The organism is Paenarthrobacter sp. CAP02 (assembly GCF_040137855.1).
Classification (GTDB): domain Bacteria; phylum Actinomycetota; class Actinomycetes; order Actinomycetales; family Micrococcaceae; genus Arthrobacter.
In genome coordinates, this window is record NZ_JBEEII010000006.1 from 297,882 (window position 1) to 323,362 (window position 25,481).

A 25,481-nucleotide genomic window follows, 5' to 3' on the forward strand; every position below is an offset into this window, starting at 1 on the left:
CGCATGAGCCTTTTCATCACCTGCCCCGTCGACAACGTCGAACGCACCACCGCCTTCTACACCGCTCTCGGTTGGACCCTCAACACCAAGATGTCCGACCACAATGTGTCCTGCTTCGAGATCGCGCCGGAGCAGTACGTCATGCTTGGTAGCCGCGAGATGTACGCGAGCGTTGGGGGAACCGAGGACATCATCGGTGGACCCGAAACCCCCTCCAAAGTCACCGTTTCCTTCGACATGGACAGCCGGGAGGCGGTGGACCAGATCATTGAGCGCGCCGCAGCTGCCGGTGGGCGGATCGGTGACACCGACGACTACCCCTTCATGTACCAACGCCAATTCGACGACCCCGACGGCTACCACTACTCGCCGTTTTGGATGAAGCCGGATGCAGATCCCACGGCGTGAGCAACCTCGCCGCTGCCCTCGACATTGTCGGAGCACGGTGGGCGCTGCTCATTGTCGAACGCCTCCTCGAGGGGCCACAGCGCTACGGTGACCTGCAACGCGACCTGGGGGTGCCAACCAACATGCTGGCTACCCGCTTGCGGGAGCTCGAGGCCGCCCGGGTCCTGGTCCGGCTGCCGCTTCGGCACAACACCCGCGCTTACGCATTGACCGATCGCGGACGCGCCCTTAGTGAAGCGATCGACGCCTTGGCTCGCTGGGGCGACGAAAGTAGCCAGGACCGTTAAGGGTCTTTAGCTGCCAGGGGCGAATGCAATCTCTTCCGTGCGCGCGATTCCCCGCTCGATGGCTGCCTTGTCTATGCCCAGCAGGGAGGTGAGCCACATGCCGTTTTGCACGACGACGATGTCGGACGCCCGGTCCTTGCATTCATCCACGGAAAGCCCGGGAACGGCGTTGCCGATCAATGCCGCAAGCCCTTGGAGATACCTGTCAAAGGCCGCGGCGTTGATCTGCGCGAAGTCCTCGTGCGCCTGGGCCAGGGCCCACAGGTGGAGGCGGAGTGACAAATATGGCGTGGTGAGGAGCCCGGGGTCTGCGACCCGCCGGAGTGATTCCCGGAGTTGCTCATCCGGGGTTGACGTGGGGGCCGGCTCCACCAGCAGGAGGTCGTGCTCTTCGATCTGGTGCAGCACCGCCCTGATCAGGCTCGACTTGTCTTCGTAGTAGTAATTCACCAGTCCCAGAGCCACGCCGGCTTCACGCGCGACCGCCCTCATATTGATGCCGGAAATGCCGTGGCGGGACAGCAGTTCCAAGGCCGCTTCCAGGATGCGCGTCTGTCTGTCAGCTTGTTCGCCGGTTTTAGCGGTGCTTGTACCCATTCGGCCAGACTATTGCCTAACTCATGTCGGCGCATCCCGATCGTCTACAGGTTCTCTTCCCCGTAAACCCGCAGGGCATCCCTGACAAACGTCGCCCCTGCCTCCCCGCCATAGTTGGCGCCGAAGCGAGGATCCGCCACGTACATTTCGCCGAGTCCCGTGACGTAACCTTTGACGTCTCCGCCGGGTGCCGCCGTCGGGGTTCCCGGTATGCCGCGCAGCCACTCAACGTGGCGTCGGGCGAGGTCCTGCGCCTCGGCGCTCCCGGGAGAAACGCCGGATTCGGCAGCAGCAATCCAGTCGGCGCTCAACTTCTGCAGGCGATCCTTCCACTGCTGCTTCTCGTCGGGGCTCATGCTGCGCCACCACGAATCACTGGTGGCGTAGGCGTCCTTACCCCAACGCTCCTCCACCTCATCCTTGTACTGAGTGTGGTCGAAGCCGTCGAACATGTCCTGTGCCATGTACTTTCCATCCCCTTTCAATGTGTCGATGGTTTGCCGGACGGAGGCGATCTGCCGGGTCAGCCGGTCCTGCTCGCGGGCGAGCCATTCCAGGTGGCCGCTCAATGCTTTGACAGTGTCTGTCTCGCGGTTGAGTACCTCGGCGATGGCCGGCAGGCCGAGACCGAGTTCCCTGAGCAGGAGGATGCGCTGCAGCTGAACCAGCGCCGGACCGTCATAGTAGCGGTAGCCGTTATGCCCGGTCCGGCTTGGTTTCAGCAACCCGATGTCGTCGTAATGACGCAGCGTGCGGCTGGTGGTTCCTGCCATTTTCGCGATTTCCTGGATTGACCAGTCCATCCGTCCCCCGTCCTGTGCTTGTACTTTCGACAGTAGAGGTTGACGTTACGTCAAGGTCAAGGGGGCGTCAGCAGGCATTAGTCGGCCAGGATCAGGTAGAGCGCCCGACGGGTCTCGTCCAGCTTTTCAATGGCAGCCTGGCGCTGTTCGTCAGTGGCCGCCGCCCGGAACTGGTGGATGACGCCCATGAGCTTTCCGACGCTCTGGTGGAATGCGGCGCCGGTGCCGTCTGCCTCGGTGTTCCAGGCGTTGGCAAGCTCTTCTTCGTGCTCGGCGATGTAGGCCTTGCCGTCTTCAGTAAGTGTGAATTCGGTGCGGCGTCCCTCGCCGACAGCGACGATCAGTTCTTCATCGACCAGCTGCTGCAGTGTCGGGTAGACCGAGCCCGGGCTGGGGCGCCAGGCTCCGGACGTCTTCTCGGCGATGGTCTTGATCAGCCCATATCCGTTGGACGGCGCCTCGGCCAGCAGGGAGAGGATAGCCGCGCGAACATCGCCGCGGTTGGCTCGCCGGGAGCCGCCGGGGCCGAAACCCCTTGGGCCGAAGCCTGGTCCGAAACCGCCAGGGCCGAACCCTGGGCCGAAACCGCCGGGACCAAATCCACCTCCGCCGTGGCCGCCGGGGCCGCGACGACCCTTGCCGCGATTGAAGCGGCCTCGGCCGTGTTCGTGCTCAGGGTGGCCATGTCCGTGATCCGGGAAATTGTTGTCGTGTTCGTTGATGCCTTTCATAGCAGCATCGTCCTTTCGGTTGTTGTTTCGCCGAAGGAGTATCGGCGATAGTTAACGATATATCGGTATCTATCGCGACGTCAAGGGTTTGTGAGTGAGCGTTTGGGGGAAGGGGGTGGGATGTGAGCGAGCGTTTGGGGGAAGCGGGTGGGATGTGAGCGAGGGTTGTTAAAGCACGACGGCGGATGCGGACTTGTCGCAAAGTCCGCACCCGCCGTCGTGGTTTAGGCAGTTCTGGTTGGGGTGGTGGTTACTTCCACCAGGTGTCGAAGATGGTCACCGGAACCGTGCGCTTGTGGCGCGTGCGCAGGTACTTCTGCTCCAGGTTCGCAGCGACGTCCTCCGGAATGTCCCGGCCCTCGAGGTAATCGTCGATCTGGTCATAGGTGATGCCGAGCTCGTCCTCATCGGTCCGGCCGGGCTTGTCGTCCAGGAGGTCCGCCGTGGGCACCTTTTCCCACACTCGGGAAGGGGCCCCGAGTTCGGCCAGGAGTGCACGGTTTTGGCGCTTGTTGAGGCCGAACAGCGGCAGGATGTCCGCACCGCCGTCGCCGAATTTGGTGAAAAAGCCCGTCACGGACTCAGCGCCGTGGTCCGTGCCGATGACCAGGTAGTTGTGCTCGCCGGCCAGCGCATACTGGGCGATCATGCGGGCGCGGGCCTTGGTGTTGCCCTTGTGGAAGTCCGAGATGGGCGCACCGGTGGTCTTTTCGAACTCTTCCTCGAAACCATCCACGGCTTGGGAGATGTTGTAGGTCCACTCGGTCTTTGCCTTGATGAAATCCAAAGCCGCCTGGGCGTCGTCTTCATCGTGCTGGATGCCGTAGGGGAGACGGACCGCGACGAAGTTCGCCTCTATGCCCTCTGCTTCCAGTTCCTCAACGGCCAACTGGGCGAGGCGGCCGGCAAGCGAAGAGTCGATGCCCCCGGAGATGCCCAACACGAACCCTTTGGTGCCGGTGGCTTTCAGGTAATCCTTCAGGAAGGCGACCCTCTTGCGGATCTCCTCCGCAGGATCGATCCGGGGCTGGACGCCCATTTCCTCAATGATCTTGGCCTGGAGTTCGCGCATGTGTTCCACACTAGTCAGCCCGGTCACAAAGGCTCAACCATATTGCGCCGTGATTCGGCTTATTTGGCGGGCGCCGGGCCGGTGGAGCCGCGGACGGTGAGGTGGGTGGGCATGACGGACCGGCTGCGGTTTCCGCCACCCGCCAGCGGGTTCAGCTGGGCCAGGAGCATGGAGACCGCCACACGCCCCGCCTGTTCGATGGGCGAGCTCATGGTGGTTAGAGGTGGATTGCAGAAGTCCGCGCCGAAGATGTCATCGCATCCCACGATGCTCATGTCCTCCGGCACCCGCAGCCCCCGTTCGCGGAGTCTCTGCAGCATGCCAATGGCAATGAGGTCGTTGAACACGATGCACGCCGTGACGCCGCTGTGTACGGCGGCGTCAGCGGCGGCGGCGCCGGACTGGGTTTTGGGGGCGAAAGGACCGAGGCTGCGGACCTCGACGCCGCGGCTTTCCGCGGCCGCGGACAGGGCACTCCAGCGTCGGGCACTGGACTGCGAGACAGCCGGCCCGCCCACGTAGGCAACGGACGTGTGGCCGAGTGAAATGAGATGGTCCAGGGCCTGGGGCATGGCCGAGGGAGTGTCGATGAGGACTGCCGGAACGCCGTCGACGTCGCGGTTGACGGTGACCATGGGCATCCGGGCCGCCGCGTCGGCGAGGGCTTCGTCGTCGAGGCGTGACGCAGCAACGATCACGCCATCAGCGCTCTTGCGCAGCTGCTCCAGCGTGCTTGCCTCGACTTCGTCAGATTCTTCGGTATCCACCAGCAGCTGCGTGTACCCGGCTGCCTTGAGTTGGAGCTGCGTTCCCCGGATGAGGTCGAAGTAGAACGGGTTGGTGATGTCCGGTACAAGGACCCCCACGGCTCCGGTCCGGCCTGAGCTCAGCGCTTTCGCTTGGGAGTTGGGGGTGTAATTGAGCTCGGCTGCGGCTGCCTGGATACGCTCACGGGTGCGGATGTTGACGCGGTCCGGATTGGCGAGGGCCCTGGACACTGTGGATGCCGCCACGCCGCATAGGGCGGCAATGTCATGGATGGTTGCAGGCCTGCCTGCAGCCACGGGCTGCGTCGCCATGGGCGTTCCTCTCTGAACGTCAGATCATGCGGCTGTGACAAGTGCCACACCGTTGATCAAGAGTGCCACAACTTGGCAGCGAATGGCAATCGGTTGTCAAGGCCGTGCCAAGGTGGCTAAACTCGTGGGGAACATGACTTGCCTGTGAACTGCGTCACCGGGCCCCGCCGGAGCTGCCACAGGACTATTTAGGAGATTTCGTGACTCAAGCCCATGCCGTGTGGAACCTGTCCGGTTTCGGCGACGAAGTAGATCCCGATCCCACAATCCAGGCCGCCGTGCTGCTGGCCCTCGGTGCCAGCCACATCGAGGTTCGTAGCGCCTGGGGCACCAACGTCTCCGAACTTGCGCCGGCCGACGTCGAACGGCTCAAGGCCATCCTCGATGAAAAGGGCCTCAAAGTCTCCGCCGTCGCCAGTCCGATCGGCAAGGTGGATGTCACCCTGCCGGTGGAACACGAGGTGGCCCGGCTCCGGCAGATCATTTCGGTCGCCCAAGCGCTGGAGACCAAGTACATTCGGATTTTCTCCTTCTATCGCGCTGAGGGCCAGAGCCAGGAAGACATCCGCGATGCAGTCATGGAGCGGATGTCTGCGCTGGCAGAGGTAGCAGCGACGGCCGGCGTCGTCCTTCTTCACGAGAATGAAAAGGGCATCTTCGGTGATACGCCGGACCGCGTCCTGGACATCATGGAAACGGTCAACTCGCCGGCGCTTCGGGTTGCCTGGGACAACGCGAACTTTGTCCAGGTGGGAGTCAAGCCGTACACCGAGGGCTACGCCATGCTGCGCCCGTACCTTGAATACCTCCAGGTCAAGGATGCGATCGCTGCCACCGGTGAAGTGGTTCCGTCCGGTGAGGGCGACGGGGAACTGGATGCAACCATTGCCGCACTCGCAGCTGACGGGTACGCGGGCTTCGCTTCGCTGGAACCGCACCTTGCCAGTGCCCACGAGCTGGGCGGCTACTCCGGCCCGGTCGCCTTTGGCGTCGCGGCCCGGGCTTTCGCTGGACTCGCAGCAACGAACGGCGTCACCCTCGCCTGACCCACTCAAGCATCATCCTTCGAAGGAGCAGGAATGACTACAGCGGCAATCATTGGTTGCGGTGACATCTCAACCGTCCACTTTGCAGCGATCGCCACAATGGACGACGTCCAACTCGTGGCGGTGTGCGACACGGACCCGGCGCGGCTGGAGGCGGCGGCAGCCGCCCACGACGTACCTGGGTACGCGGCCTACCTGGAGATGCTCGAAAAGGTGCGGCCCGACGTCGTGCATATCTGTACGCCGCACTATCTTCACGCTTCAGTGGCCGCCGACTGCCTTGAGCGCGGCGTCAATGTGATCGTCGAGAAGCCGCTCGCGCACACGCTGGCTGAGGGCAAGCGGCTAATCGAGGTGGCCGAGCGCAGTCCGGCGAAAATCGCCGTTTGCTTCCAGAACCGCTACAACGCGACGTCGCAGGCTATGCGTAAAATGCTCGACGACGGCGGGTTGGGTCAAGTGATCGGCGCGTCCGCCACCGTCATGTGGCACCGGAACGGCGACTATTACCGGAGCCGGCCGTGGCGTGGAACCTGGGCCGAGGGTGGGGGTGGCCTGATGATGAACCAGGCGATCCATACCGTGGACCTGCTGCAGTGGTTGGTGGGCGATGTTGCCAAGGTGGAGGGTCGTGCATCGACCCGGTCGTTGAGTGGTGTCATTGAGGTGGAGGACACTGCCGAATTCGTGGCCGAGCACGTTGGCGGGGCCCGGAGCGTCTTCTACGCGACGCTGGCCAACGCGGTTAACGCTCCGGTGACGCTGGACATCGTGACGGAGAAGGCGGCGCTCAGCCTGCGCGGCGACCTGACCATTACTTACGCTGACGGGACCGTGGAGGTTGTTCGTGAGCGGGTGGCAGAATCAGGCGGCCGCGCCTACTGGGGTGTCTCGCATGAGCTACTCATTACCGATTTCTATGCACGCCTTGGAGAGCCTGGACCCTTCTGGATCAACCCGGCTGAGGCCGGAAAATCACTGGCGATCATTAAGGACATCTACGCGCAAAGCTACCCGGACATGCCCGGGCGTGTGGCCTGAGATCCAGTGCAACCGTTTGGCGATTGGGGCCGGAAACCGTTGGGGGTTCCGGCCATTTTCGTGCCCACCTGCGCGATCTTGTCTCACTTTCATCAGCGGCTTGGCAACAAGTTAAGAAACTTTTGACAATCGGTTGCCAAGCCCCCAATAAGTCCGTACTGTAAATCCCACACCCGGAAATATGTGGTGCAGACCACACCCAAATGCTCTGACTCGCATCAGGCAAGAACATAGTAGGAGCCGACAATGAAGTTAGGTCCCAAGGCGGCAGCAGCCGCCATCGTACTCAGTGCCTCCCTGGCGCTCACCGCATGCGGTGGCGGCGGCGCGGCCGGAGCTGGTTCGAACGCCGGCGGCGGAAAAACCATCACCGCGCTGACGCTGGGCACCCTCCGAGACCTCACTTCGTGGGATCCGGCCCAGGCCCACGTCGGCCACGCACTTCAGCCGTACCAGGCTGCCTACGACTCCCTGATCCTGCGCGAACCGGACGGCAAGCTCAGCCCCATGCTGGCAACCGCGTGGAAGTACAACGACACCAACACCAAGCTCACAGTGGACCTCCGCGCGGATGTCACCTTCAGCGACGGCGCCAAGTTCGACGCCACCGCGGCCAAAGCCAACCTGGATCACTTCAAGAAGGCCAACGGCCCGCAGATGGCACAGTTGAGCTCAGTCTCCGACGTCGCCGTGGTGGACGCCGACACGATCGACATCAACCTCAGCGCTCCCGAGCCGGCACTGGAATTCTTCCTCAGCCAGGCGGCCGGCCTCATGGGAAGCCCCGCCGCACTGGGTACCGACGCCATCAAGACCGTGCCCGTGGGTTCCGGCCCCTACGTCATGGACAAGGCAGCTTCTGTGAAGGATTCCCAGACTGTCTTCACCGCCCGGGAAGGCTACTGGAACAAGGACCTCCAGAAATACAAGAAGCTCACCCTCAAGGTCCTCCTGGATCCCACAGCCCGCACCAACGCGCTGGTATCCGGCCAGATCGACGCCACGCTGCTGGACCCGAAGAACGGCAAGCAGGCTGAGGGCGCCAAGATGAAGCTCGAAGCCAACCAGGTTGACTGGGCAGGCTTGCTTCTCCTGGACCGCGATGGCACCAAGAACCCGGCCCTGGGCAACGTGAAGGTCCGCCAGGCCATCAACTACGCTTTCGACCGCAAAACCATCCTCGACCAGGTCATGCTGGGCCAAGGTACCCCCACGTCCCAGCCCTTTGGCAAGGACAGCGGCGCCTGGACCGAGGAACTGGAGAACTACTACACCTACGATCCCGCCAAGGCCAAGGAGCTCCTGAAGGAATCCGGCTTTGAGGGCAAGGTCAGCATCGATGTTCCCACCCTGCCCGGCGCCGAAACCTTGATCTCCGTGCTCAAGCAGCAGCTGGCGGATGTCGGAATCACCCTGAACCCCGGCGCCGCCATTACCAACACGTTCACCGCAGATGTCGCAGCGCAGAAGTACAACGCGATGTACTTCAACCTCTTCCAGGGCGAGCCCACGGTAGCGATCGACCAGATCGTCTCCACCAAGGCCCTCTACAACCCGTTCAAGACCACCAGCCCCGAGCTCGAGGCCAAGATCCAGGCTGTGCGCACCGGTGGGGCAGATGCCGGCAAGCTGGCGCAGGAAGTCAACAAGTACGTGGTTGAACAGGCATGGTTCGCTCCTCTGTTCCGCGTGAACCAGATGTACTACCACAACGACAAAGTGAACGTCACGCCGCAGGCCCAGCAAGCCGTTCCCTCCATCTACAACTACTCGCCTGCCAAGTAGGACCCATGATCAAGTTCATTGCGAAAAGGCTGGGAAGCGGTCTGGTGGTGCTGTTCGTCGTCTCGGCGCTCACCTTCACGCTGCTCTACATCTCCAGCGGTAGCATCGCCCAGAACATCCTTGGCGACCAAGCCACCCCGGAACAAGTTGCCCTGAAGGAACAGGAACTGGGGCTCGACCAGCCGCTTGTGACCCGTTACTTCGCCTGGTTGGGTGATGCCCTGACAGGAAACCTTGGAGCCTCGTGGTTCACGTCCGAGCCTGTGGCCAACTCCCTGGCCACCCGGATCCCCGTGACCATGACCATGGTCTTCACCGCAATGATCCTGATCGCCCTTTGCGCAGCGCTTATCGGCGTTGCCGCAGCCGTGAAGCGCGGCTGGGTGGACAGGGTGGTCCAGATCGGCGCAATCGTTGGCGACTCCATCCCGGGGTATGTCATCGGCGTCTTCCTGGTGACCATCCTGGCCATCCAGCTGGGCCTCTTCCCGGCCACCAGCACCATCTCTCCGGAAGTGGGACCCGAAGCGTGGGTGGTGTCCATGACGCTTCCCGTCATTGCCTTGCTCATCAACGGGGTCACCGGCGGAGCGCAGCAAATCCGCAGCGCCGTGATCAAGCAGCTCGAACGTGACTACGTCCGGACGCTGCGCAGCCGCGGTATCGGCGAGCGGGAAATCCTCTTCAAGCACGTGCTGCGCAGCGCTGCTCCGGCAGGCCTGACGGTGTTGAGCCTGCAGTTGATCGGCATGCTGGGCGGCGTGGTGATCATCGAACAGATCTTCGCCCTCCCCGGAATGGGCCCCCTCGCGGTAGCAGCGACCGGCCAGTCCGACCTTCCCGTCGTCATGGGGGTGGTGATGTACACCGTGGTGGTGGTCATCGTCGTCAATCTCCTGGTGGACATCCTCAATGGTTGGCTCAACCCGAAAGTACGTGTCTCATGAGCGACTCCATAGATTCATCAGCAGTAACCGCGGACGCCGCAGGCCTTGCGGCGAAGCCAGGAACCGGCCAGAGCGGCACAGTGGTCCGCTCCACCGTGATGCGCCGCCTGATCAGGAACCCGCTGGGTATAGCCTCGCTGGTCATCCTGGGGACCATCGCCATCCTGGCCATCTTCGCTCCGGTCCTTGCGCCGTTCGAGGAGAACTTCGCGAACATCTCCAAAACCCTTGCCCCTGCAGACTCCGTAAACATCCTGGGCACAGACAGCGCCGGCCGGGACACCTGGAGCCGCCTGCTCTTCGGTGCCCAACTCACGCTGCTGTCCGCGCTGCTTTGTGCCGGTGTCGCTATCGCCATCGGCCTGCCGGCCGGCCTGATCGCCGGCTACTACGCCGGAAAGTTCGAGGCCGTCTCCAACTGGGTGGTCAGCATCCTCATGAGCCTGCCCGGCCTGATTGTCCTGCTCACCATTCGTGCTGCCTTCGGGCCCTCGGTATGGATTTCGATGATCGCCTTCGGTGTCCTGATCAGTCCGTCGTACTTCCGCCTGACCCGTACCGCGGTCCAGTCGGTCCGCAACGAGCTCTACGTCGACGCAGCCAGGGTCTCCGGGCTCTCGGACCTGAGCATCATCGCCCGGCACATCTTCTCCGTGGTCCGCGCCCCCATCATCATCCAGACCGCGGCGATCGCCGGTGTGGCCATCGCCATCCAGTCCGGCCTTGAGTTCCTTGGCCTGGGCGATCCCACCAAGGCCACGTGGGGCGTCATGCTCTCCGAAGGCTTCAAGAACGTCTACCTCACTCCCACCTTGCTGCTTTGGCCGGCCCTGGCCATGGCACTCACCATCGGTGGACTCGTCCTCTTAGGCAACGCCATCCGTGACGCACTGGAAGACGGCGAAAAGATCAAGCACCGCAAGAAGCGGTCGGTTGCAACAGCTGAAGGCACGACAGCGGAACCCGCCAAGGCACGCCAGTCACGGAAGTCCGTGGCCGCCGTCGAGCTTGGAACCGAGCACCACCTGATCAAGGTGACCAACCTCGGCGTCGGCTATCCGCAGGCGGACGGTTCGGTCAAGAAGGTTGTGGACGATGTCTCGTTCCACGTGGACCGTGGCGAGATCCTGGGCATCGTTGGCGAGTCGGGCTCGGGCAAGTCCCAAACCGCGTTCTCCATCCTTGGCCTGCTGCCGGACAACGCCCGGATTGTGGGTGGCTCCATCCAGTTCGACGGCAACTACACGGTGGCTCCCGGCGATGACCGCGTCAACCAGGAGCGGCTGTCCAAGCTGCGCGGTAAGCGGATCTCCTATATTCCGCAGGAACCCATGAGCAACCTGGATCCCGCTTTCACCATCGGCTATCAACTGGTCACCCCGATGGTGCGCGTCCTTGGGATCACCAAAGCCGAGGCCCGGACCCGGGCACTCAAGCTGCTCACCGACGTCGGAATCGCCAACCCGGAACGCACCTTCGATGCCTACCCGCACGAGGTCTCCGGCGGTATGGCACAGCGTGTGCTCATTGCCGGCGCCATCAGCTGCGAACCGGACCTGGTGATAGCGGACGAACCGACCACCGCGCTGGACGTCACTGTCCAGGCGGATGTGTTGGACCTCCTTCGCGAGCTGCAGCAGCGGCTCAACATCGGCGTCATCCTGGTGACCCACAACTTCGGTGTAGTCGCCGACCTCTGCGACCGCGTGGCCGTGATGCAGAACGGCAGGTTGGTGGAAGAAGGCACAGTCCGGGACATTCTCCGCAACCCGAAAGAGCAGTACACGCAGACACTCCTGGGATCCATGCTTGAAGGAAAGACCCCCATGACCATGCTTGTCACCCCACAGAAGGAGCCGGTGGCATGAGTACCTCTGTTGAAGCACCGAAAAATGCGCCACTGTTGTCAGTGGAAAACCTGGTGGTCGAGTACCCAAGCAAGCGATTCCGGGCCAAGCCATTCCGCGCGCTGACCGACATCAACATCACTATTGGCCAAGGAGAGACCCTGGGGCTGGTGGGGGAGTCAGGTTCCGGGAAGACCACCCTTGGCCGCGCTGTCCTGGGCCTTGCACCGGTGACCGCCGGTAAGGTCGTCTTCGAAGGCAACGACATCAGCAACGCTTCGCGCAAAGAACGCCGTACCCTCAGCCGCGACCTGCAGGTGGTCTTCCAGGACCCCTACACCTCGCTGAACCCGGCGCTGGAAATCGGCGACATCCTCGCCGAACCGCTGGCCGTTCAGGGCATGGAGCCGGCGGCAGCCAAGAAGCGGGTCAGGGAGCTGCTGGACCAGGTGGGGTTGCCATCGGACGCGATCCACCGCCTCCCCCGTGAATTCAGCGGCGGTCAGCGGCAGCGCGTCGCCATTGCCCGGGCGTTGGCGCTCTCTCCCAAGCTGATCGTGTGCGACGAACCCGTCAGCGCACTGGACCTTTCCACCCAGGCCCGTGTCCTGGACCTGTTCCTGCAGATCCAGAGGGACACCGGCGTTTCCTACCTGTTCGTGTCCCACGACCTCGACGTCGTACGGCACATCAGCCACCGGGTTGCCGTCATGTACCACGGCGAAATCGTGGAGCAGGGCCCGGCGGAGGTTGTCACCCGGGATCCCGAACACCCCTATACGCAGCGGCTCCTGCTCGCCTCACCCGTGCCCGACCCCGACCGGCAGGAACAACGCCGGGCAGACAGGCACAGGCTTCTGGCCAACCAACAACGTCAAAACGAACAAGCGGGTGCCGTGGCCTGAGGGCAACGACAGCCAGCGGATACCAAAGGGTCCTCGCGGGCCCACAACACCACGGAGGAACACAGTGGCAAAAATAGGCGTACAGGCGATGATGTTGAAGGATAGCTTCGCCGAAGTCGGAGCTTTCGAAACCCTGCGGAAAGTCAACGCAATCGGATACAACGCAGTGGAGATCTCCCAGATCCCCATGACCCCGGAAAACGTTGAAGAACTCGGCCGCTCACGCTCGGAGCTGGGCATGGACATCGCCGCGCTCTCGGTCAACGTGGAAGGCCGCAAGGGAATGCCGGTGGAATCCCTGGCAGAGAATTTCGACAAGATTGTGGACGATGCGAAGCGGCTGGACACCTCGCTGCTGCGTATCGGTATGCTGCCGTTCCCGGCCATGAAGTCCCTGGACGCCGTGGTGGAGTTCGCCAAGCAGGCCAACGGGTACGCCGAGCGGTTGCAGGAACACGGGATCGGTCTTTACTACCACAACCACCACATCGAGTTCGCGAAGTTTGACGGTAAATACATGCTGGACATCATCGCGGACAACTCCCCGGCGATGGGGATGGAAATCGATGTCCACTGGGTCCAACGGGGAGGCCTGGATCCGGTCCGCACACTGGAAAAGTACGCGGGCAACACGGCCATGGTGCACCTTAAGGACTACCGGATCGGACAAATGCCGGAGGCCGCGTTCGGGCTCCTGGAGAAGGGCGACTTCCCGGCCTTCATGGCCGAGTTCAAGAATGTTGTCCAGTTCGCCGAAGTGGGCGAGGGCAACCTGGACTTCCCATCGATCGTGCCCGCCGCTGTGGCTGCAGGCGCCCAGTACCTGCTCGTGGAACAGGACGAGCTGTACGGCCGCACCGTTTGGGACGCGCTCCAAACCTCGTACGACAACCTGGTGGCCATGGGCCACGGCGACCTTTTCTAGACCTTCCAACACAGGAGAAACACTCATGAGCAAGAAAGTACGCCTTGGCATTATCGGCCTGGGCCAGCAGGGTGGCGCGTACGCCAGGTTCATCAAAGACGGACTCGTACCGAACATGGAGATCGGTGCCATCTGCGACGTTGACCCTGCCAAGAAGGAACTCGCCGAGTCCCAGTACCCTGAGGTTCCGTTCTACGACGACTACATCGCGATGCTGGACAGTGGTTCCGTAGACGCTATCGTCACCTGCGTGCCGCATTTCCTGCACCCCGAGATGGGCATTGAAACCCTCAAGCGCAACGTTCACGCCCTTGTCGAGAAGCCCGCCGGCGTTTACACCAAGCAGGTCAAGGAACTGAATGAGTTCGCTGCTTCCAAACCAGAGCTGTCCTTCGGGATCATGTTCAACCAGCGCAACAACCCCCTCTACAAGAAGCTCAAGGAAATCGTCGACAACGGCGAGATCGGCAGCATTCGCCGCACCAACTGGATCATCACCAACTGGTGGCGTCCGCAGGGTTACTACAACTCCAGCGAATGGCGCGCCACGTGGGGCGGCGAAGGCGGCGGCGTCCTGGTCAACCAGGCCCCGCACCAGCTGGACCTGTGGCAGTGGATCTGCGGGGTCCCCAAGTCCGTGTATTCCAAGGTGGCGTTCGGCTTCCGGCGGGACATCGCCGTCGAGGATGAAGTTACCGCGGTAGTGGATTATGGCGACGGCGCCACTGGCGTTTTCGTCACGGCGACCCACGACATTGTGGGAACCGACAGGTTCGAAATCCTTGGCGACCAGGGCAAGATCGTCGTGGAGGACAGCAAGGTTGCCACTGTCACCCGCCTGGTAAAACCTGAACGTGAGATCAGCGACTCCATGGGCATGGACGATGTTCGGAAGCTCTTCATGGGCCAGTTGAACCGCGAAGAGTTGTACAGCACTGAAGTGATTGAGTTTGAGTCGGTCTGGGGCGGTCAACACGCAGGTGTTTTGGAGAACTTCGCTGCCAACATCCTCGACGGCACGCCGTTGCTTGCCCCGGGTTCCGACGGCATCAACGGTGTCCGCCTGGCCAACGCCATCCACCTCTCCAGCTGGACCGGCAAGGAAGTCGCCCTGGACTTCGACGAGGACGAGTTCCTGCAGGAGCTGAACAAGCGCATCGCTGAAGAAGGCAAGTTCCCCGAGCGTTCCTAGCCCATTCGAAGCGGGCTGGTTGTCAACATTCTTTTGGCAACCGGCCTGTTTTGTTGCCACGAGGTCTACGATGGAGCGGTGACCGACCTGACGAGCCCCGGAGCAGCAACCGCCCCCACCAAGCGTGGCCGAGGGGAAAAGTCCTCGGCCACCATCTATGACATCGCAAAGCTCGCAGGGGTGAACCCATCGACGGTGTCGCGCGCCTTGAGCAAGCCGGGCAGGGTCAGCGCGAAGACACAGAAAATCATCGAGGACGCGGCTGAGCAATTGAACTACCAGGTGAACCCGTTCGCCCGCGCGTTGCCGACGGGGCGCACCCAGACCATCGGGCTGATCGTCGCGGACATCACCAATCCCACCTTCTTTGACATCATCCGTGGCGCGGAAACCACCGGATCAGCCCGCGATTACACGCTGGTCCTGGCTGAATCCGCAGAGTCACCGGAGACCGAAGTTACCGCTGCCCGACGCCTCCTGAGCACGGTAGACGGCCTCATCCTGGCGAGTCCACGCATGGACGACGACCATATCCGCGCATTGTCAGCGGACAAGCCGGTGGTGGTCATCAACCGCGAAATCGAAGGCGTGCCGTGCGTGGTTCCGGACGTCAACAAGGGCATCAGCGAGGCCGTCCGGAGCCTTGCAGCCAATGGCCACCAGAAGCTCGCGTATGTTGCCGGTCCGGCGCAATCGTGGATGACGGGGCGCCGTTGGGAAGGTGTCAAAGCCGCTGCGGAATGGTCCAAGCTCAGCGCCGCGCGCCTTGAATCGTCCAAGCCAACGGTCGACGGCGGCAGGCAGGTTGCGCGCGAAGTCCTGGAAAGCGGGGCGACGGCGGTCATCACCTACAACGATCTCCTTGCCATCGGTTTGATGCAGGAGCTGCAGGCCGGAGGCATGCGCGTTCCCGACCAGATCAGCATTGTTGGCTTCGATGACATCTTTGGCGCGGACTTCACCACCCCTGCACTGACCACGGTGCGTTCACCATTGGGGGAGTGCGGCACCCGCGCCGTGACTATCCTGCTGGACGTCCTCCAGGGCCACGATGCTCCAGAAGAGGCAGTGAGCGTGGAAACCGAACTCGTGGTGCGCGGCTCCAGCGGCAGGCTGCTCACCTAGGCAACCCCGCTCAGGAAGTACCTCGTAACAACTAGTTGGCAATTTTTGGCAACCGGTTGACAAGGATGGCAAGCGAGTCGCAAGATTGACCTATGTCACAGTCCATTGCCGCACACCCTGACAGGCTCCTGCCCGCAGATCCCGGGACCCGCAGCATTGCGCGCTCCTTGCTGGAGCGCGTTCAGGACCTGCCCATCATCTCCCCGCACGGCCACGTTGACGCCGCTGTCATCGAGCAGAACACGCCGTTCCCCGATCCCGCCGCCCTGCTGGTCAGCCCCGACCACTACGTCACCCGCCTGATCCACGCCAATGGTGTTCCGATGGGCCAGTTGCTGACTGGCACTGCCTCCGCGCCGGAATCACGCGAAATCTGGCGGCAGTTCGTAGACGCCTGGCCGCTCTTTGAGGGCACCGCCTCCGGCTATTGGCTGCGCACCCAATTCGACGACGTATTCAAGCTCGGAGCCGACCTCAGCGACATGACGGCCGATGCGAGCTACGACGCGATCGCGGCAAAGCTGGTGGAGCCGGACTTCCGTCCGCGGCAGCTCTTCAAGGACTTCAACATTGAGGTCCTGGCCACCACGGACGATCCCTTGGATAACCTGGCGAGCCACCGGGCCCTCACCGAGGACCCCAGTTTCAACGGCCGCGTTCTGCCCACTTTCCGCCCGGATGCCTACCTCAACGTGGCCCACCCCAGCTGGAGCGCCAACGTTGACGCGTTGATCGAAACCGCCGGTGAGGGCGCAAGCGGCTACGCCGGCTACATCGCAGCCCTGGAAAACCGCCGTCGTTATTTCGTGGAGCATGGCGCGGTGTCCGCGGACCACGGCGTCCGCACTCCTGCCACGCTCAAACTGGACGCAGCTGAGGCCGGGGCGCTCTTCGAGAAGGCGCGTGCAGGTCAGGCCACGGCACAGGACCGGGATGCGTTCGAGGCGCACATGATGTACCAGATGGCCCGGATGTCCGTGCAGGACGGGCTGGTCATGACCATCCACCCGGGGTCTTACCGCAACCACCATCAGCCCACCTTCAATGAATTCGGGGCCGACACTGGCCATGACATTCCGTTCGCGGTGAACTACACCGAGGCCATCCGTCCGCTGCTGCAGGACTTCGGCACGGCCAAGGACTTCCACCTGGTGCTCTTCACGCTGGACGAGACCGTTTTTTCCCGCGAACTGGCGCCGCTGGCCGGTTTCTACCCCTCCGTGTACATCGGGGCGCCGTGGTGGTTCCTTGACGCACCGGACGCCATGCTGCGGTTCCGCTCAGCAGTCACGGAAACCGCCGGATTCTCGCGGTCATCAGGCTTCATCGATGACACCCGCGCGTTTTGCTCCATCCCTGCCCGGCACGACGCTTCCCGCAGGATTGAAGCATCGTTCCTGGCACGCCTTGTCGCCGAGCACCGCGTGACGGAAGACCGCGCGCACGAGCTGATCCTCGACGTCGTCGATTCCTCGCCGCGCAGGGTGTTCAAGCTGTGACCGCCGGTAACCTGCCCCGCCTTAGCCGGGGCGTTTCGCCTGCCGACAAAGCACCCGTTCGTATAGTGCACCTCGGCCTGGGTGCGTTCCACCGCTCCCACCAGGCCTGGTACACGCAGCACGCCGGCGATTCGGGGGAGTGGGGCATCGCTTCCTTCACCGGACGCCGCCCCGACGCCGCCCGGGTCCTGGCTGCGCAGGAAGGGTTGTTCACCCTTGTTGAACGCGCAGATTCCGGTGATGCCTTTGAGGTTGTTGGCAGCATCGTAGAAGCCGCCGATGGCGCCAACATGGACCGCCTTGTGGAACTGCTCGCCGCGCCGCGGACTGCGGTGGTCACGCTGACCATCACGGAGGCAGCCTACGGGCTCGGTGACGACGACGTTCCGCTGCTGCTTGCCGGTGAAAAGCCCACGACGCCGTTGGGCCGCTTGGTCCTTGGCCTCGCCGCACGCAGGGACGCCGACGCCGGACCGCTCGCCGTGGTCTCTTGCGACAACCTCTCCGACAACGGCAACGTCGCCCGGAATGGGGTGCTGGGCATCGCCGGGGCCTTCGACGCCGGACTTGCCGCCTGGATTGAGGAAAACGCCAGTTTCGTCAGCACCTCCGTGGACCGGATTACGCCGCGCACCACCGAGGCGGACCTCGACGCCGTAGCGGCCTCGTGCGGGTACCGGGACGAAGCCCCTGTGGTCACCGAGCCGTTCCATAACTGGGTTCTCAGCGGTGACTTTCCTGCTGGCCGACCGCGGTGGGAGGACGCTGGCGCGGTCTTCGTGGATGACATCGAACCGTACGAGAACCGCAAGCTGTGGCTCCTGAACGGCGCGCATTCGATCCTGGCGTATGCCGGGCAGTTGCGGGGTCACACGACAGTGGCCGAGGCGTTGAACGACTCAGTGTGCCGCAAGGCGGTGGAGGAGTTCTGGGACGAGGCGTCCCGCCACCTTCCCGGTGATGAGCTGGGGGTACCCGGCTACCGGGCCGCGTTGCTGGAGCGCTTTGGTAACTCGCGGATCGCGCACCATTTGGCGCAGATCGCCATGGACGCAACCACTAAGCTGCGGATGCGCGCGATTCCTGTGCTGCGCGCGGAGAGAACTGCAGGGCGGGAAGGGGCTGCGGCTGCGAGGATGATTGCCGTCTGGGCGGCGTTCGTGGCAACCAGCCCCGGTTTGCAGGACCCGCAGTCCGAGTCCGTGGCTGACGCGAACCAGCTCTCCGGTGAAGCCCGGACTTCCGCGTTGTTGGCGCTGCTGGACCCGGAACTTGCCGGTGATCCCGCCGTCGTTGAGCTTGTCCATAGGCTCAGCGTTGCCTTTGTTCCCGCCTCCAACGCCGGGGTCTCGGAGACGGCGGCCTAAGCTCTGGCTACACATGACGAAGCGGCTCAGCCCTGGTATTTCACGGGGTCTGGGCCGCTGGTTGTTTTACCCTCTGCAAGCGTTGGCCAGCTGCAAGCCCTTGGTAAAACTTTCAAGGAAATTTGCGGCAACCGATTGCCAAGGGCTTGCCAAAGTGATTAGAATTACAACAGCTGCATAAGCCGAACCCCCGATTCCGTTGGCCCTTGCCCATGTCGAGTCGACTCGGACCGCAATGACGCGAAGGGTAAAGGAGCCCGCATTGAAAGAGCTCAGCAAACTCAGCATCGCCGGCTATGGTGCAGGCGACGCCGCCAACAACCTGGCCTTCACTACCGCCACCATGTTCCTCCTCGTTTACTACACTGACGTCGCAGGAATTTCGGCTGCCGCAGCAGGCACGCTGCTCCTGGTGGTCAGGGTCTTCGACGCCTTCGCCGACGTTTTCGCCGGACGCCTGGTTGACCGCAGTTACAGTAAGAAGTTCGGCAAGTTCCGGCCCTTCATCATGTTTGGGTCCATCCCACTCCTGCTCCTCAGCGTGGCCACGTTCTCCGTGCCCCAACTGGGCGAGACGGGGACGCTGCTCTACGCGTACGTAACCTACGCGGCGCTGGGCCTGGCGTATTCGCTGGTCAATATTCCGTACGGCTCCCTGGCCGGCGCCATGACGCAGGACCCGGGGGATCGCGCCAAGCTTGGCTCGGCCCGTGCGGTGGGCGCACTGTTGGTGGGTTCTGCGCTGGGAATCTTCGTGGCTCCGTTGATCAAGCCGGGTGCCGACCTTCAGTCAATGTTCACCACTATCACCCTGATTTTCGTGATGGTCGGCGCTGCGCTGTACTTCTTCACGGTGCTCACGGCCAAGGAGCGCGTCCACCGCCCGGTGCCGAATGTTTCCTTCAAGCAGAGTATGGACACCCTGAAGACCAACCGTCCGCTGCTCATGCTGTGCATGAGTTCGTTCCTCTTCCTGACCGGTTACATGGCCCTGTCGTCCGTGCAGCTCTACTATCTGCGCGACGTCCTGGGCCGCTTGGATCTGTACCCGGTGCTGGCAATTGTCCAACTTGTCATGACGCTGGCAATGGCGCCGATGATGCCGAGGTTAGTCCGGAAACTGGGTAAGAAGAACGTGTACATCACCGCGGGCATCCTCTCCATGGTCGGCGGCATCATCGTCTTCTTCGCGCCCGCATTCATGACTTGGGTGGGATTCTCGGGACTGGTCATCAGCCTGATGGGTGTCATGGCCGTCAACATTGTGGTGTGGGCACTGGAAGCGGACACCGTTGAATATGGCGAGTGGAAAACGGGCGTCCGCACCGAAGGAATCACCTACGCGCTGTTCTCCTTCACCAGGAAAACCGGCCAGGCTGTTGGCGGCGCCCTCGCCGCTTATTGCCTCGCCTTCGGAGGCTACAAGTCCGGCGCGGCGCAGAGTGCCGAAGCCGTCTTGGGCATCCAGTTTGCCGCCGGTGCGCTCCCAGCCATCATGACGATTCTGGCCATTGCAGTGATGTCCAGGTACAAGCTCACGGATGTTCTGCACGCGCAGATCGTGGGGGAGATCCGGGCGCGCCGCTCGCTGGAGCAGCACGGGGAGCCGGCGGCCCATGCTTCGGATGAACCCGGCGCCGGCACTTCTGACCCAGCCCCGCTGGGCAAAACGTCGAGGCTCTAAATCTATCAAAAACCAACGGCAACCGGTTGCCATTACCTGCAATCCAAACTAAAATCCTACTTAATCTCTGAAGCGCACATCGCGTCGATGCGAGTGCAACGCTTCACCCAGCAGAATCCCGAAAGGAAAAGCTGTGAAAATCATTGCCGCTGAAGTCTTCGTGACCAGCCCGTCCCGAAACTTCGTTACCCTCCGGATCACCACCGAGGACGGAGTGACGGGCATCGGCGACGCCACCCTCAATGGCCGCGAACTCGCCGTCGCCGCGTACCTCAAAGAACACGTAGCGCAGCTGCTCATCGGCAAGGATCCGCACCGGATCGAGGACACCTGGCAGTTCCTCTACCGCAGCTCCTACTGGCGCCGGGGCCCGGTCACAATGGCGGCCATTGCCGCCGTCGACATGGCGTTGTGGGACATCAAGGGCAAGTTGGCGGGGATGCCGGTCTACCAGCTGCTGGGCGGCGCATCGCGCAACGGGCTCCGTGCCTACGGCCACGCCTCCGGGGCGGACATCCCGTCGCTGTTTGATTCCGTTCGTGAGCACCTGGAACTGGGCTACAAGTCCATCCGCATCCAGACCGCCATTCCCGGCATCAAGGCCGTGTACGGTGTTGCCGCGCAGGCCCAGGCCTCAGGCGAACGTTACGACTACGAGCCCGCCGGACGAGGCGCGTTCCCGCAGGAAGAAGACTGGGACACCCGCGCTTACCTCCGCCACCTGCCCACCGTGTTCGAAGCCGTACGCAATGAGTTCGGCCCTGAAATCCCGCTGCTGCACGACGGCCACCACCGCATGACTCCCATCCAGGCGGCCAAGCTCGGCAAGGCGCTGGAACCATACGACCTCTTCTGGCTGGAGGATTGCACTCCGGCTGAAAACCAGGAAGCCTTGCGCTTGGTCCGCCAGCACACCACCACGCCACTGGCTATCGGCGAAATCTTCAACACCGTGTATGACTACCAGACCATCATCAAGGAACAGCTGATCGACTACGTCCGCGCCGCCTCCACCCACTTCGGCGGAATCTCCCCGCTGAAGAAGGTCATGGACTTCGCTGCCCAATACCAGATCAAGTCCGGGTTCCACGGGCCCACCGACATTTCGCCGGTCGGCTTTGCTGCCCAGCTGCACGTCGGCCTGGCCATCCACAACTACGGCATCCAGGAATACATGCAGCACTCGGACAAGACCAACGAGGTCTTCCAGCAGTCCATGACCTTCAAGGACGGCTACCTGCACCCCGGCGACGAGCCGGGCATCGGCGTCGAATTCAACGAGGAAGCAGCAGCAGCGTTCCCGTACCAGCAGGCCTACCTGCCCTACAACCGCCTCGTGGACGGTACGGTTCATGATTGGTAAACCGGGCTCCGGCGCTCGCCACCACATTGTGGTGATGGGAGTAGCCGGCTGTGGCAAGAGCACCATTGGTGCCGCCCTCGCCGAGCGGATCGGTGCTGAATTTCTCGACGGCGATTCCCTGCACCCCCAGGCGAACATCGACAAGATGGCTTCGGGTACTCCGCTGAACGACGACGACCGAGCACCTTGGCTGGCGGAAATCGGCAGGCGATTCCCGGCGTCGGACTCTTCTCTGATCATCGCGTGCAGCGCGCTCAAGCGTTCTTACCGGAACATCATCCGCAGTGCGGACCCGTCGGTGGTGTTCGTACACCTGCAAGGCACGCGCGACCTGCTGAACCAGCGCATGAACGCCCGACCCGGACACTTCATGCCGGCCTCGCTGCTCGATTCGCAGCTGGCAGCCCTGGAGCCGCTGCAGTCCGACGAGGCTGGAATAGTCGTGGACATCGCCCAACCCGTGGAGGACATGGTGGATCAGATCAGCACCTGGCTGAAGGAAGGTTCCGGTCCGTTCCTGGTGGACCTGAAGGCCGCCCCCTACAATCTCGACGACGACGCCGTTGCCTGGGTGGAGAGCACTATCGGCTCCATGACGCTGGAAGAGAAGATCGGCCAGCTGTTCATCAACCACAACAACGATTACTCCCCGGAGTACCTCGACGGCGTGCTGGAGAACTTCCATGTGGGCGGCATGCGGTACCGGCCAGGTCCGTCCTCAGCCGTTCAGGAACATATCCGCTACGCGCAATCCAAGACCCGGATCCCGCTGCTCATAGCCTCCAACCCGGAAATGGGTGGCGCGGGCAGCTGCGACGACGGCACCTTCGTGTCCACGCACCTGCAAGCAGGGTCCCACCCGGACAGGTCGATCGCGCGCCGCATGGGCCAGGTTGCCGGCGTCGAAACTGCTGCCTTGGGCTGCAACTGGGCATTCGCGCCAATCGTGGATATCCACTACAACTGGCGAAACACCGTGATCTCCACGCGTTCCTTCGGGAACACCCCGGAGATTGTGGTGGAGCGGGCCAAGGAGTACTTCGACGGCATCAGCGAATCACCCACTGCCTGCGCCATGAAGCACTTCCCGGGCGACGGCATCGATGAGCGCGACCAGCACGTGGTCACGTCCTACAACACGCTCGCCTACGACGAGTGGAACAAGACGTACGGGCACGTCTACCGCGAAATGATTGGCCACGGCGTGCAGTCCATCATGGTGGGCCACATTGGCGCGCCTGAGGTGTCCAGGCATTTCCGGCCTGGGTTGACTGACGCTGAGGTTCTGCCCGCGACGCTGGCTCCGGAGCTGCTGCAGGATCTGCTGCGCGGCGAGCTTGGATTCAACGGGCTGGTCCTTACGGACGCCTCCTTGATGGTCGGCCTCACGCAGGCCATGAAGCGGCGCGATTTAGTGCCTGCAACCATCGCAGCCGGCTGTGACATGTTCCTGTTCTTCCGCAACCCCGAGGAAGACTTCCAGTACATGCTGGACGGCTACAAGTCCGGCGTGATCTCCGAGTCCCGCCTCCAGGATGCACTTTGGCGGATTCTGGGCCTGAAGGCGAGCCTGGGACTGCACCTCGCTTCCCGGGAATCGTTGGTTCCTTCCGCGGATGCCCTCTCCGTCATCGGCAGTGAAGCTCATCGTGCAGTCGCCGCCGAGGTGGCTGACAAGACCGTCACCCTGGTGAAGGACACGGACCGCAACCTGCCCCTCACTCCCGAAACCCACAAGCGTATCCGGCTCTACGGCGTCTCGGGTGGCGCGGACTTTACCCGCGCCGATCCGTTGGGCTATCTGGACACGGTCCGGGAAGAGCTTGAAGCTGCAGGCTTTGAGGTCAGCGTATTCAAGACCGCTGAGCAGCGCGAAGCAGCGGGGGAATCCGGCATGAACTTCATGCGGGTCCTTTCCGAGGAAGCCACAGGCGACTACGCGGAGCGGTTCGACGCCGCTTTCGTGTTCGCCAACGTCAAGGGCTTTGCCCAGGAGGCGGCTATCCGCATCCAGTGGTCTTCGCCCATGGCTGCTGAAATTCCTTGGTACGCCACCGAGGTCCCCACGGTGTTCGTCTCCTTGAACCAGCCGAACCATCTGATCGACGTTCCCATGGTCAAGACCGCAATCCATGCGCACGCGGATTCGCTCGAAGCCATCCGGGCAACCATCCAGAAGATCCAGGGAAAGTCCGATTTCCAAGGTACGTTCAACCAGAACGTCTTCTGCGATTCGTTCGACACCCGCCTCTGATTCCCTGTTCCCAGCAGGGGAGAGTTCCTCGTGCCATCACGGAGGAACGCCTGAACCCGGTACCGCCCACAAGGGGGTGCCGGGTTTTTGGCGTTCCGCGAAGAATCGGACGCTAATTGTGAGCGCTAACAACGTTTCAAGTCAAGACTTTGGGGAGTGCTGCCCGTCCGCAACCATTTCGTGATCTACAGCACTTGACCGACGGTATTGTTAGCGTTCACAATGGCAGTCGCACCACCTTGAAGTGGCATGTGCCGCCCCCAAGCCCACAGGCCCACCAAAGCGTTACCGTGCCGGACGCGCAGATGCTCCGGCTGCATCAGAGTTCGCGGCAATGCTGCCGCGGAAGGAGAGCAACGTGAGATTGAAGAAACTCCTGGGCGCCGTAGCGGTTGTCCTTACCTTGACCGTCGGAGCCACGGGCTGCGGCAGCCGTGGAGGCGGTGCCGAGGCCAGCAGCGCCGCGAAACCTGCCGATTCACTGGTGGGTATTTCGATGCCGACGCAGACGTCCGAACGCTGGATTGCTGACGGCGCCAACGTTGAGAAGTCCTTGAAGGACCTCGGCTACAAGACCGACCTTCAGTTCGCCAACGATGACATTCCCACCCAGGTTTCCCAGATCGAGAACATGCTGACGAAGGGTGCCAAGGCCCTCATCATCGCCGCGATCGATGGCACCACCCTGACCGATGTCCTGGCCAAGGCCAAAGAGCAGAACGTCAAGGTCATCGCTTATGACCGCCTCATCAACGGAACGCCCAACGTCGACTACTACACCACCTTCGACAACTACACCGTTGGCGTCCAGCAGGCTACCTCCCTGCTGACCGGCCTGGGTCTTCTTGACGCAAGCGGCAAGAAAGTAGACGGCAAGGGCCCGTTCAACGTTGAGCTCTTCGCCGGCAGCCCTGACGACAACAACGCCAACTTCTTCTGGACCGGCGCCATGGACACCCTCAAGCCCTACCTGGACGCAGGCACGCTGAAGGTTCCCAGTGGCCAGACCAAGTTCGAACAGGCAGCCATCCTTCGCTGGCAGGCACCCGTAGCCCAGAAGCGCATGGAAGACATCCTCACCTCCGCCTACAGCTCAGGCACCAAGCTCAACGGTGTTCTGTCCCCGTATGACGGTCTGTCCATCGGCATCATCTCCGCACTGACCAGCACCGGCGGTTACTCCACCGGAAGCCTGCCGGTAGTGACGGGCCAGGACGCCGAGAAGGGCTCAGTGAAGTCCATCATCGCCGGTGAGCAGTACTCCACGATCTTCAAGGACACCCGCCAGCTCGGCGCGCAGGCCGTGAAGATGGTTGACGCGGTCCTCAAGGGAACCGAGCCGGAAACCAACGACACCAAGACCTACAACAACAAGGTCAAGGTTGTCCCGGCCTTCCTCCTGAAGTCCGTCATCATCACCAAGGACAACTTCCAGAAGGAACTCATCGACTCGGGTTACTACAAGGAATCTGACGTCAAGTAGCACCCTGCGTGGCTCCGCCGTCCAGCAGCACGGCGGAGCCA

The 25,481-nt window shown here is 62.6% G+C and carries 22 protein-coding genes; 17 read left to right on the forward strand and 5 right to left on the reverse strand.

Going from position 1 to position 25,481, the window contains the following annotated elements:
- The first annotated feature begins 3 nt into the window (after positions 1–3).
- The gene (locus ABHM97_RS13060; protein ID WP_349471045.1) at positions 4–408 is read left to right on the forward strand and encodes a VOC family protein; all 405 of its coding nucleotides are present in this window, start codon (positions 4–6) and stop codon (positions 406–408) included.
- A complete protein-coding gene (locus tag ABHM97_RS13065; protein ID WP_349471047.1) occupies positions 405–695 on the forward strand; it encodes a winged helix-turn-helix transcriptional regulator in 291 nt (96 codons plus the stop codon). The genes ABHM97_RS13060 and ABHM97_RS13065 overlap by 4 nt, the downstream gene beginning before the upstream one ends.
- Positions 696–701: 6 nt before the next feature.
- Here the strand turns inward: ABHM97_RS13065 and ABHM97_RS13070 are convergent, their stop codons facing one another.
- The 5 genes from ABHM97_RS13070 to ABHM97_RS13090 form a co-directional block, all read right to left on the reverse strand.
- Positions 702–1,292: a TetR/AcrR family transcriptional regulator gene (locus ABHM97_RS13070; protein WP_235521376.1), complete on the reverse strand. Its 591-nt coding sequence runs from the start codon at positions 1,290–1,292 to the stop codon at positions 702–704.
- A gap of 44 nt (positions 1,293–1,336) precedes the next feature.
- Entirely contained in the window at positions 1,337–2,095 is a 759-nt protein-coding gene (locus tag ABHM97_RS13075; protein ID WP_349471050.1) for a MerR family transcriptional regulator, read from the reverse strand.
- A gap of 77 nt (positions 2,096–2,172) precedes the next feature.
- Positions 2,173–2,826 (reverse strand): PadR family transcriptional regulator, encoded by a 654-nt coding sequence (locus ABHM97_RS13080; RefSeq protein ID WP_257370086.1) that lies wholly within the window; start codon positions 2,824–2,826, stop codon positions 2,173–2,175.
- Positions 2,827–3,076: 250 nt separating this feature from the next.
- Positions 3,077–3,898 carry an NAD(+) synthase gene (gene nadE / locus ABHM97_RS13085; RefSeq protein ID WP_349471052.1) on the reverse strand — a complete coding sequence of 274 codons (822 nt, stop codon included), beginning with the start codon at positions 3,896–3,898 and terminating at the stop codon, positions 3,077–3,079.
- A gap of 59 nt (positions 3,899–3,957) precedes the next feature.
- Positions 3,958–4,977, reverse strand: a complete 1,020-nt coding sequence (locus tag ABHM97_RS13090) for a LacI family DNA-binding transcriptional regulator (RefSeq protein ID WP_349471054.1) — start codon at positions 4,975–4,977, stop codon at positions 3,958–3,960.
- Between the two features lie 200 nt (positions 4,978–5,177).
- Here ABHM97_RS13090 and ABHM97_RS13095 point away from each other — a divergent pair, with 200 nt between their 5' ends.
- The 15 genes from ABHM97_RS13095 to chvE all read left to right on the forward strand — a co-directional run bounded on the left by ABHM97_RS13095 (position 5,178) and on the right by chvE (position 25,440).
- Positions 5,178–6,023, forward strand: a complete 846-nt coding sequence (locus ABHM97_RS13095) for a sugar phosphate isomerase/epimerase family protein (RefSeq protein ID WP_349471056.1) — start codon at positions 5,178–5,180, stop codon at positions 6,021–6,023.
- A gap of 33 nt (positions 6,024–6,056) precedes the next feature.
- On the forward strand, positions 6,057–7,064 hold the full coding sequence (locus ABHM97_RS13100; RefSeq protein WP_349471058.1) for a Gfo/Idh/MocA family protein: 1,008 nt from the start codon (positions 6,057–6,059) through the stop codon (positions 7,062–7,064).
- A 246-nt stretch (positions 7,065–7,310) separates the two neighbouring features.
- Complete coding sequence (locus ABHM97_RS13105) at positions 7,311–8,849, forward strand: ABC transporter substrate-binding protein (RefSeq protein WP_349471060.1); 1,539 nt, start codon at positions 7,311–7,313, stop codon at positions 8,847–8,849.
- A gap of 5 nt (positions 8,850–8,854) precedes the next feature.
- Positions 8,855–9,796 (forward strand): ABC transporter permease, encoded by a 942-nt coding sequence (locus ABHM97_RS13110; RefSeq protein ID WP_235521368.1) that lies wholly within the window; start codon positions 8,855–8,857, stop codon positions 9,794–9,796.
- The gene (locus tag ABHM97_RS13115) at positions 9,793–11,664 is read left to right on the forward strand and encodes a dipeptide/oligopeptide/nickel ABC transporter permease/ATP-binding protein (protein WP_235521367.1); all 1,872 of its coding nucleotides are present in this window, start codon (positions 9,793–9,795) and stop codon (positions 11,662–11,664) included. Before ABHM97_RS13110 ends, ABHM97_RS13115 begins: the two co-directional genes overlap by 4 nt.
- Positions 11,661–12,548, forward strand: a complete 888-nt coding sequence (locus ABHM97_RS13120) for an ATP-binding cassette domain-containing protein (protein ID WP_309996814.1) — start codon at positions 11,661–11,663, stop codon at positions 12,546–12,548. The genes ABHM97_RS13115 and ABHM97_RS13120 overlap by 4 nt, the downstream gene beginning before the upstream one ends.
- An 88-nt stretch (positions 12,549–12,636) precedes the next feature.
- A complete protein-coding gene (locus ABHM97_RS13125) occupies positions 12,637–13,473 on the forward strand; it encodes a sugar phosphate isomerase/epimerase family protein (RefSeq protein ID WP_309996817.1) in 837 nt (278 codons plus the stop codon).
- Positions 13,474–13,498: 25 nt separating this feature from the next.
- Complete coding sequence (locus ABHM97_RS13130) at positions 13,499–14,665, forward strand: Gfo/Idh/MocA family protein (protein ID WP_349471064.1); 1,167 nt, start codon at positions 13,499–13,501, stop codon at positions 14,663–14,665.
- A gap of 78 nt (positions 14,666–14,743) precedes the next feature.
- A complete protein-coding gene (locus ABHM97_RS13135) occupies positions 14,744–15,790 on the forward strand; it encodes a LacI family DNA-binding transcriptional regulator (RefSeq protein WP_235521363.1) in 1,047 nt (348 codons plus the stop codon).
- A 92-nt stretch (positions 15,791–15,882) separates the two neighbouring features.
- Positions 15,883–17,289, forward strand: coding sequence for a glucuronate isomerase (uxaC, locus tag ABHM97_RS13140; RefSeq protein ID WP_349471066.1), 1,407 nt, complete (start codon positions 15,883–15,885; stop codon positions 17,287–17,289).
- Entirely contained in the window at positions 17,286–18,656 is a 1,371-nt protein-coding gene (locus ABHM97_RS13145) for a mannitol dehydrogenase family protein (RefSeq protein ID WP_349471068.1), read from the forward strand. Before uxaC ends, ABHM97_RS13145 begins: the two co-directional genes overlap by 4 nt.
- A gap of 262 nt (positions 18,657–18,918) precedes the next feature.
- On the forward strand, positions 18,919–20,340 hold the full coding sequence (uidB, locus tag ABHM97_RS13150; RefSeq protein ID WP_349471070.1) for a glucuronide transporter: 1,422 nt from the start codon (positions 18,919–18,921) through the stop codon (positions 20,338–20,340).
- Positions 20,341–20,473: 133 nt separating this feature from the next.
- Complete coding sequence (gene manD, locus ABHM97_RS13155; protein ID WP_235521359.1) at positions 20,474–21,703, forward strand: D-mannonate dehydratase ManD; 1,230 nt, start codon at positions 20,474–20,476, stop codon at positions 21,701–21,703.
- Positions 21,693–23,957, forward strand: coding sequence for a gluconokinase, GntK/IdnK-type (locus tag ABHM97_RS13160; RefSeq protein ID WP_349471072.1), 2,265 nt, complete (start codon positions 21,693–21,695; stop codon positions 23,955–23,957). The genes manD and ABHM97_RS13160 overlap by 11 nt, the downstream gene beginning before the upstream one ends.
- A 334-nt stretch (positions 23,958–24,291) precedes the next feature.
- Complete coding sequence (gene chvE, locus ABHM97_RS13165) at positions 24,292–25,440, forward strand: multiple monosaccharide ABC transporter substrate-binding protein (RefSeq protein WP_502921284.1); 1,149 nt, start codon at positions 24,292–24,294, stop codon at positions 25,438–25,440.
- Positions 25,441–25,481 lie beyond the last annotated feature (41 nt).

What these genes read in the sequence shown, in the direction of transcription:
- ABHM97_RS13125 (WP_309996817.1), top strand. Translation starts at nt 12,637, where the DNA reads ATGATGTTGAAGGATAGCTTCGCCGAAGTCGGAGCTTTCGAAACCCTG.
- ABHM97_RS13090 (WP_349471054.1), bottom strand. Translation starts at nt 4,977, where the DNA reads ATGGCGACGCAGCCCGTGGCTGCAGGCAGGCCTGCAACCATCCATGAC.
- ABHM97_RS13160 (WP_349471072.1), top strand. Translation starts at nt 21,693, where the DNA reads ATGATTGGTAAACCGGGCTCCGGCGCTCGCCACCACATTGTGGTGATG.
- ABHM97_RS13075 (WP_349471050.1), bottom strand. Translation starts at nt 2,095, where the DNA reads ATGGACTGGTCAATCCAGGAAATCGCGAAAATGGCAGGAACCACCAGC.
- ABHM97_RS13115 (WP_235521367.1), top strand. Translation starts at nt 9,793, where the DNA reads ATGAGCGACTCCATAGATTCATCAGCAGTAACCGCGGACGCCGCAGGC.
- ABHM97_RS13110 (WP_235521368.1), top strand. Translation starts at nt 8,855, where the DNA reads ATGATCAAGTTCATTGCGAAAAGGCTGGGAAGCGGTCTGGTGGTGCTG.
- chvE (WP_502921284.1), top strand. Translation starts at nt 24,292, where the DNA reads ATGCTGCCGCGGAAGGAGAGCAACGTGAGATTGAAGAAACTCCTGGGC.
- ABHM97_RS13100 (WP_349471058.1), top strand. Translation starts at nt 6,057, where the DNA reads ATGACTACAGCGGCAATCATTGGTTGCGGTGACATCTCAACCGTCCAC.
- ABHM97_RS13130 (WP_349471064.1), top strand. Translation starts at nt 13,499, where the DNA reads ATGAGCAAGAAAGTACGCCTTGGCATTATCGGCCTGGGCCAGCAGGGT.
- ABHM97_RS13070 (WP_235521376.1), bottom strand. Translation starts at nt 1,292, where the DNA reads ATGGGTACAAGCACCGCTAAAACCGGCGAACAAGCTGACAGACAGACG.
- ABHM97_RS13105 (WP_349471060.1), top strand. Translation starts at nt 7,311, where the DNA reads ATGAAGTTAGGTCCCAAGGCGGCAGCAGCCGCCATCGTACTCAGTGCC.
- ABHM97_RS13120 (WP_309996814.1), top strand. Translation starts at nt 11,661, where the DNA reads ATGAGTACCTCTGTTGAAGCACCGAAAAATGCGCCACTGTTGTCAGTG.
- ABHM97_RS13060 (WP_349471045.1), top strand. Translation starts at nt 4, where the DNA reads ATGAGCCTTTTCATCACCTGCCCCGTCGACAACGTCGAACGCACCACC.
- uxaC (WP_349471066.1), top strand. Translation starts at nt 15,883, where the DNA reads ATGTCACAGTCCATTGCCGCACACCCTGACAGGCTCCTGCCCGCAGAT.
- nadE (WP_349471052.1), bottom strand. Translation starts at nt 3,898, where the DNA reads ATGCGCGAACTCCAGGCCAAGATCATTGAGGAAATGGGCGTCCAGCCC.
- ABHM97_RS13080 (WP_257370086.1), bottom strand. Translation starts at nt 2,826, where the DNA reads ATGAAAGGCATCAACGAACACGACAACAATTTCCCGGATCACGGACAT.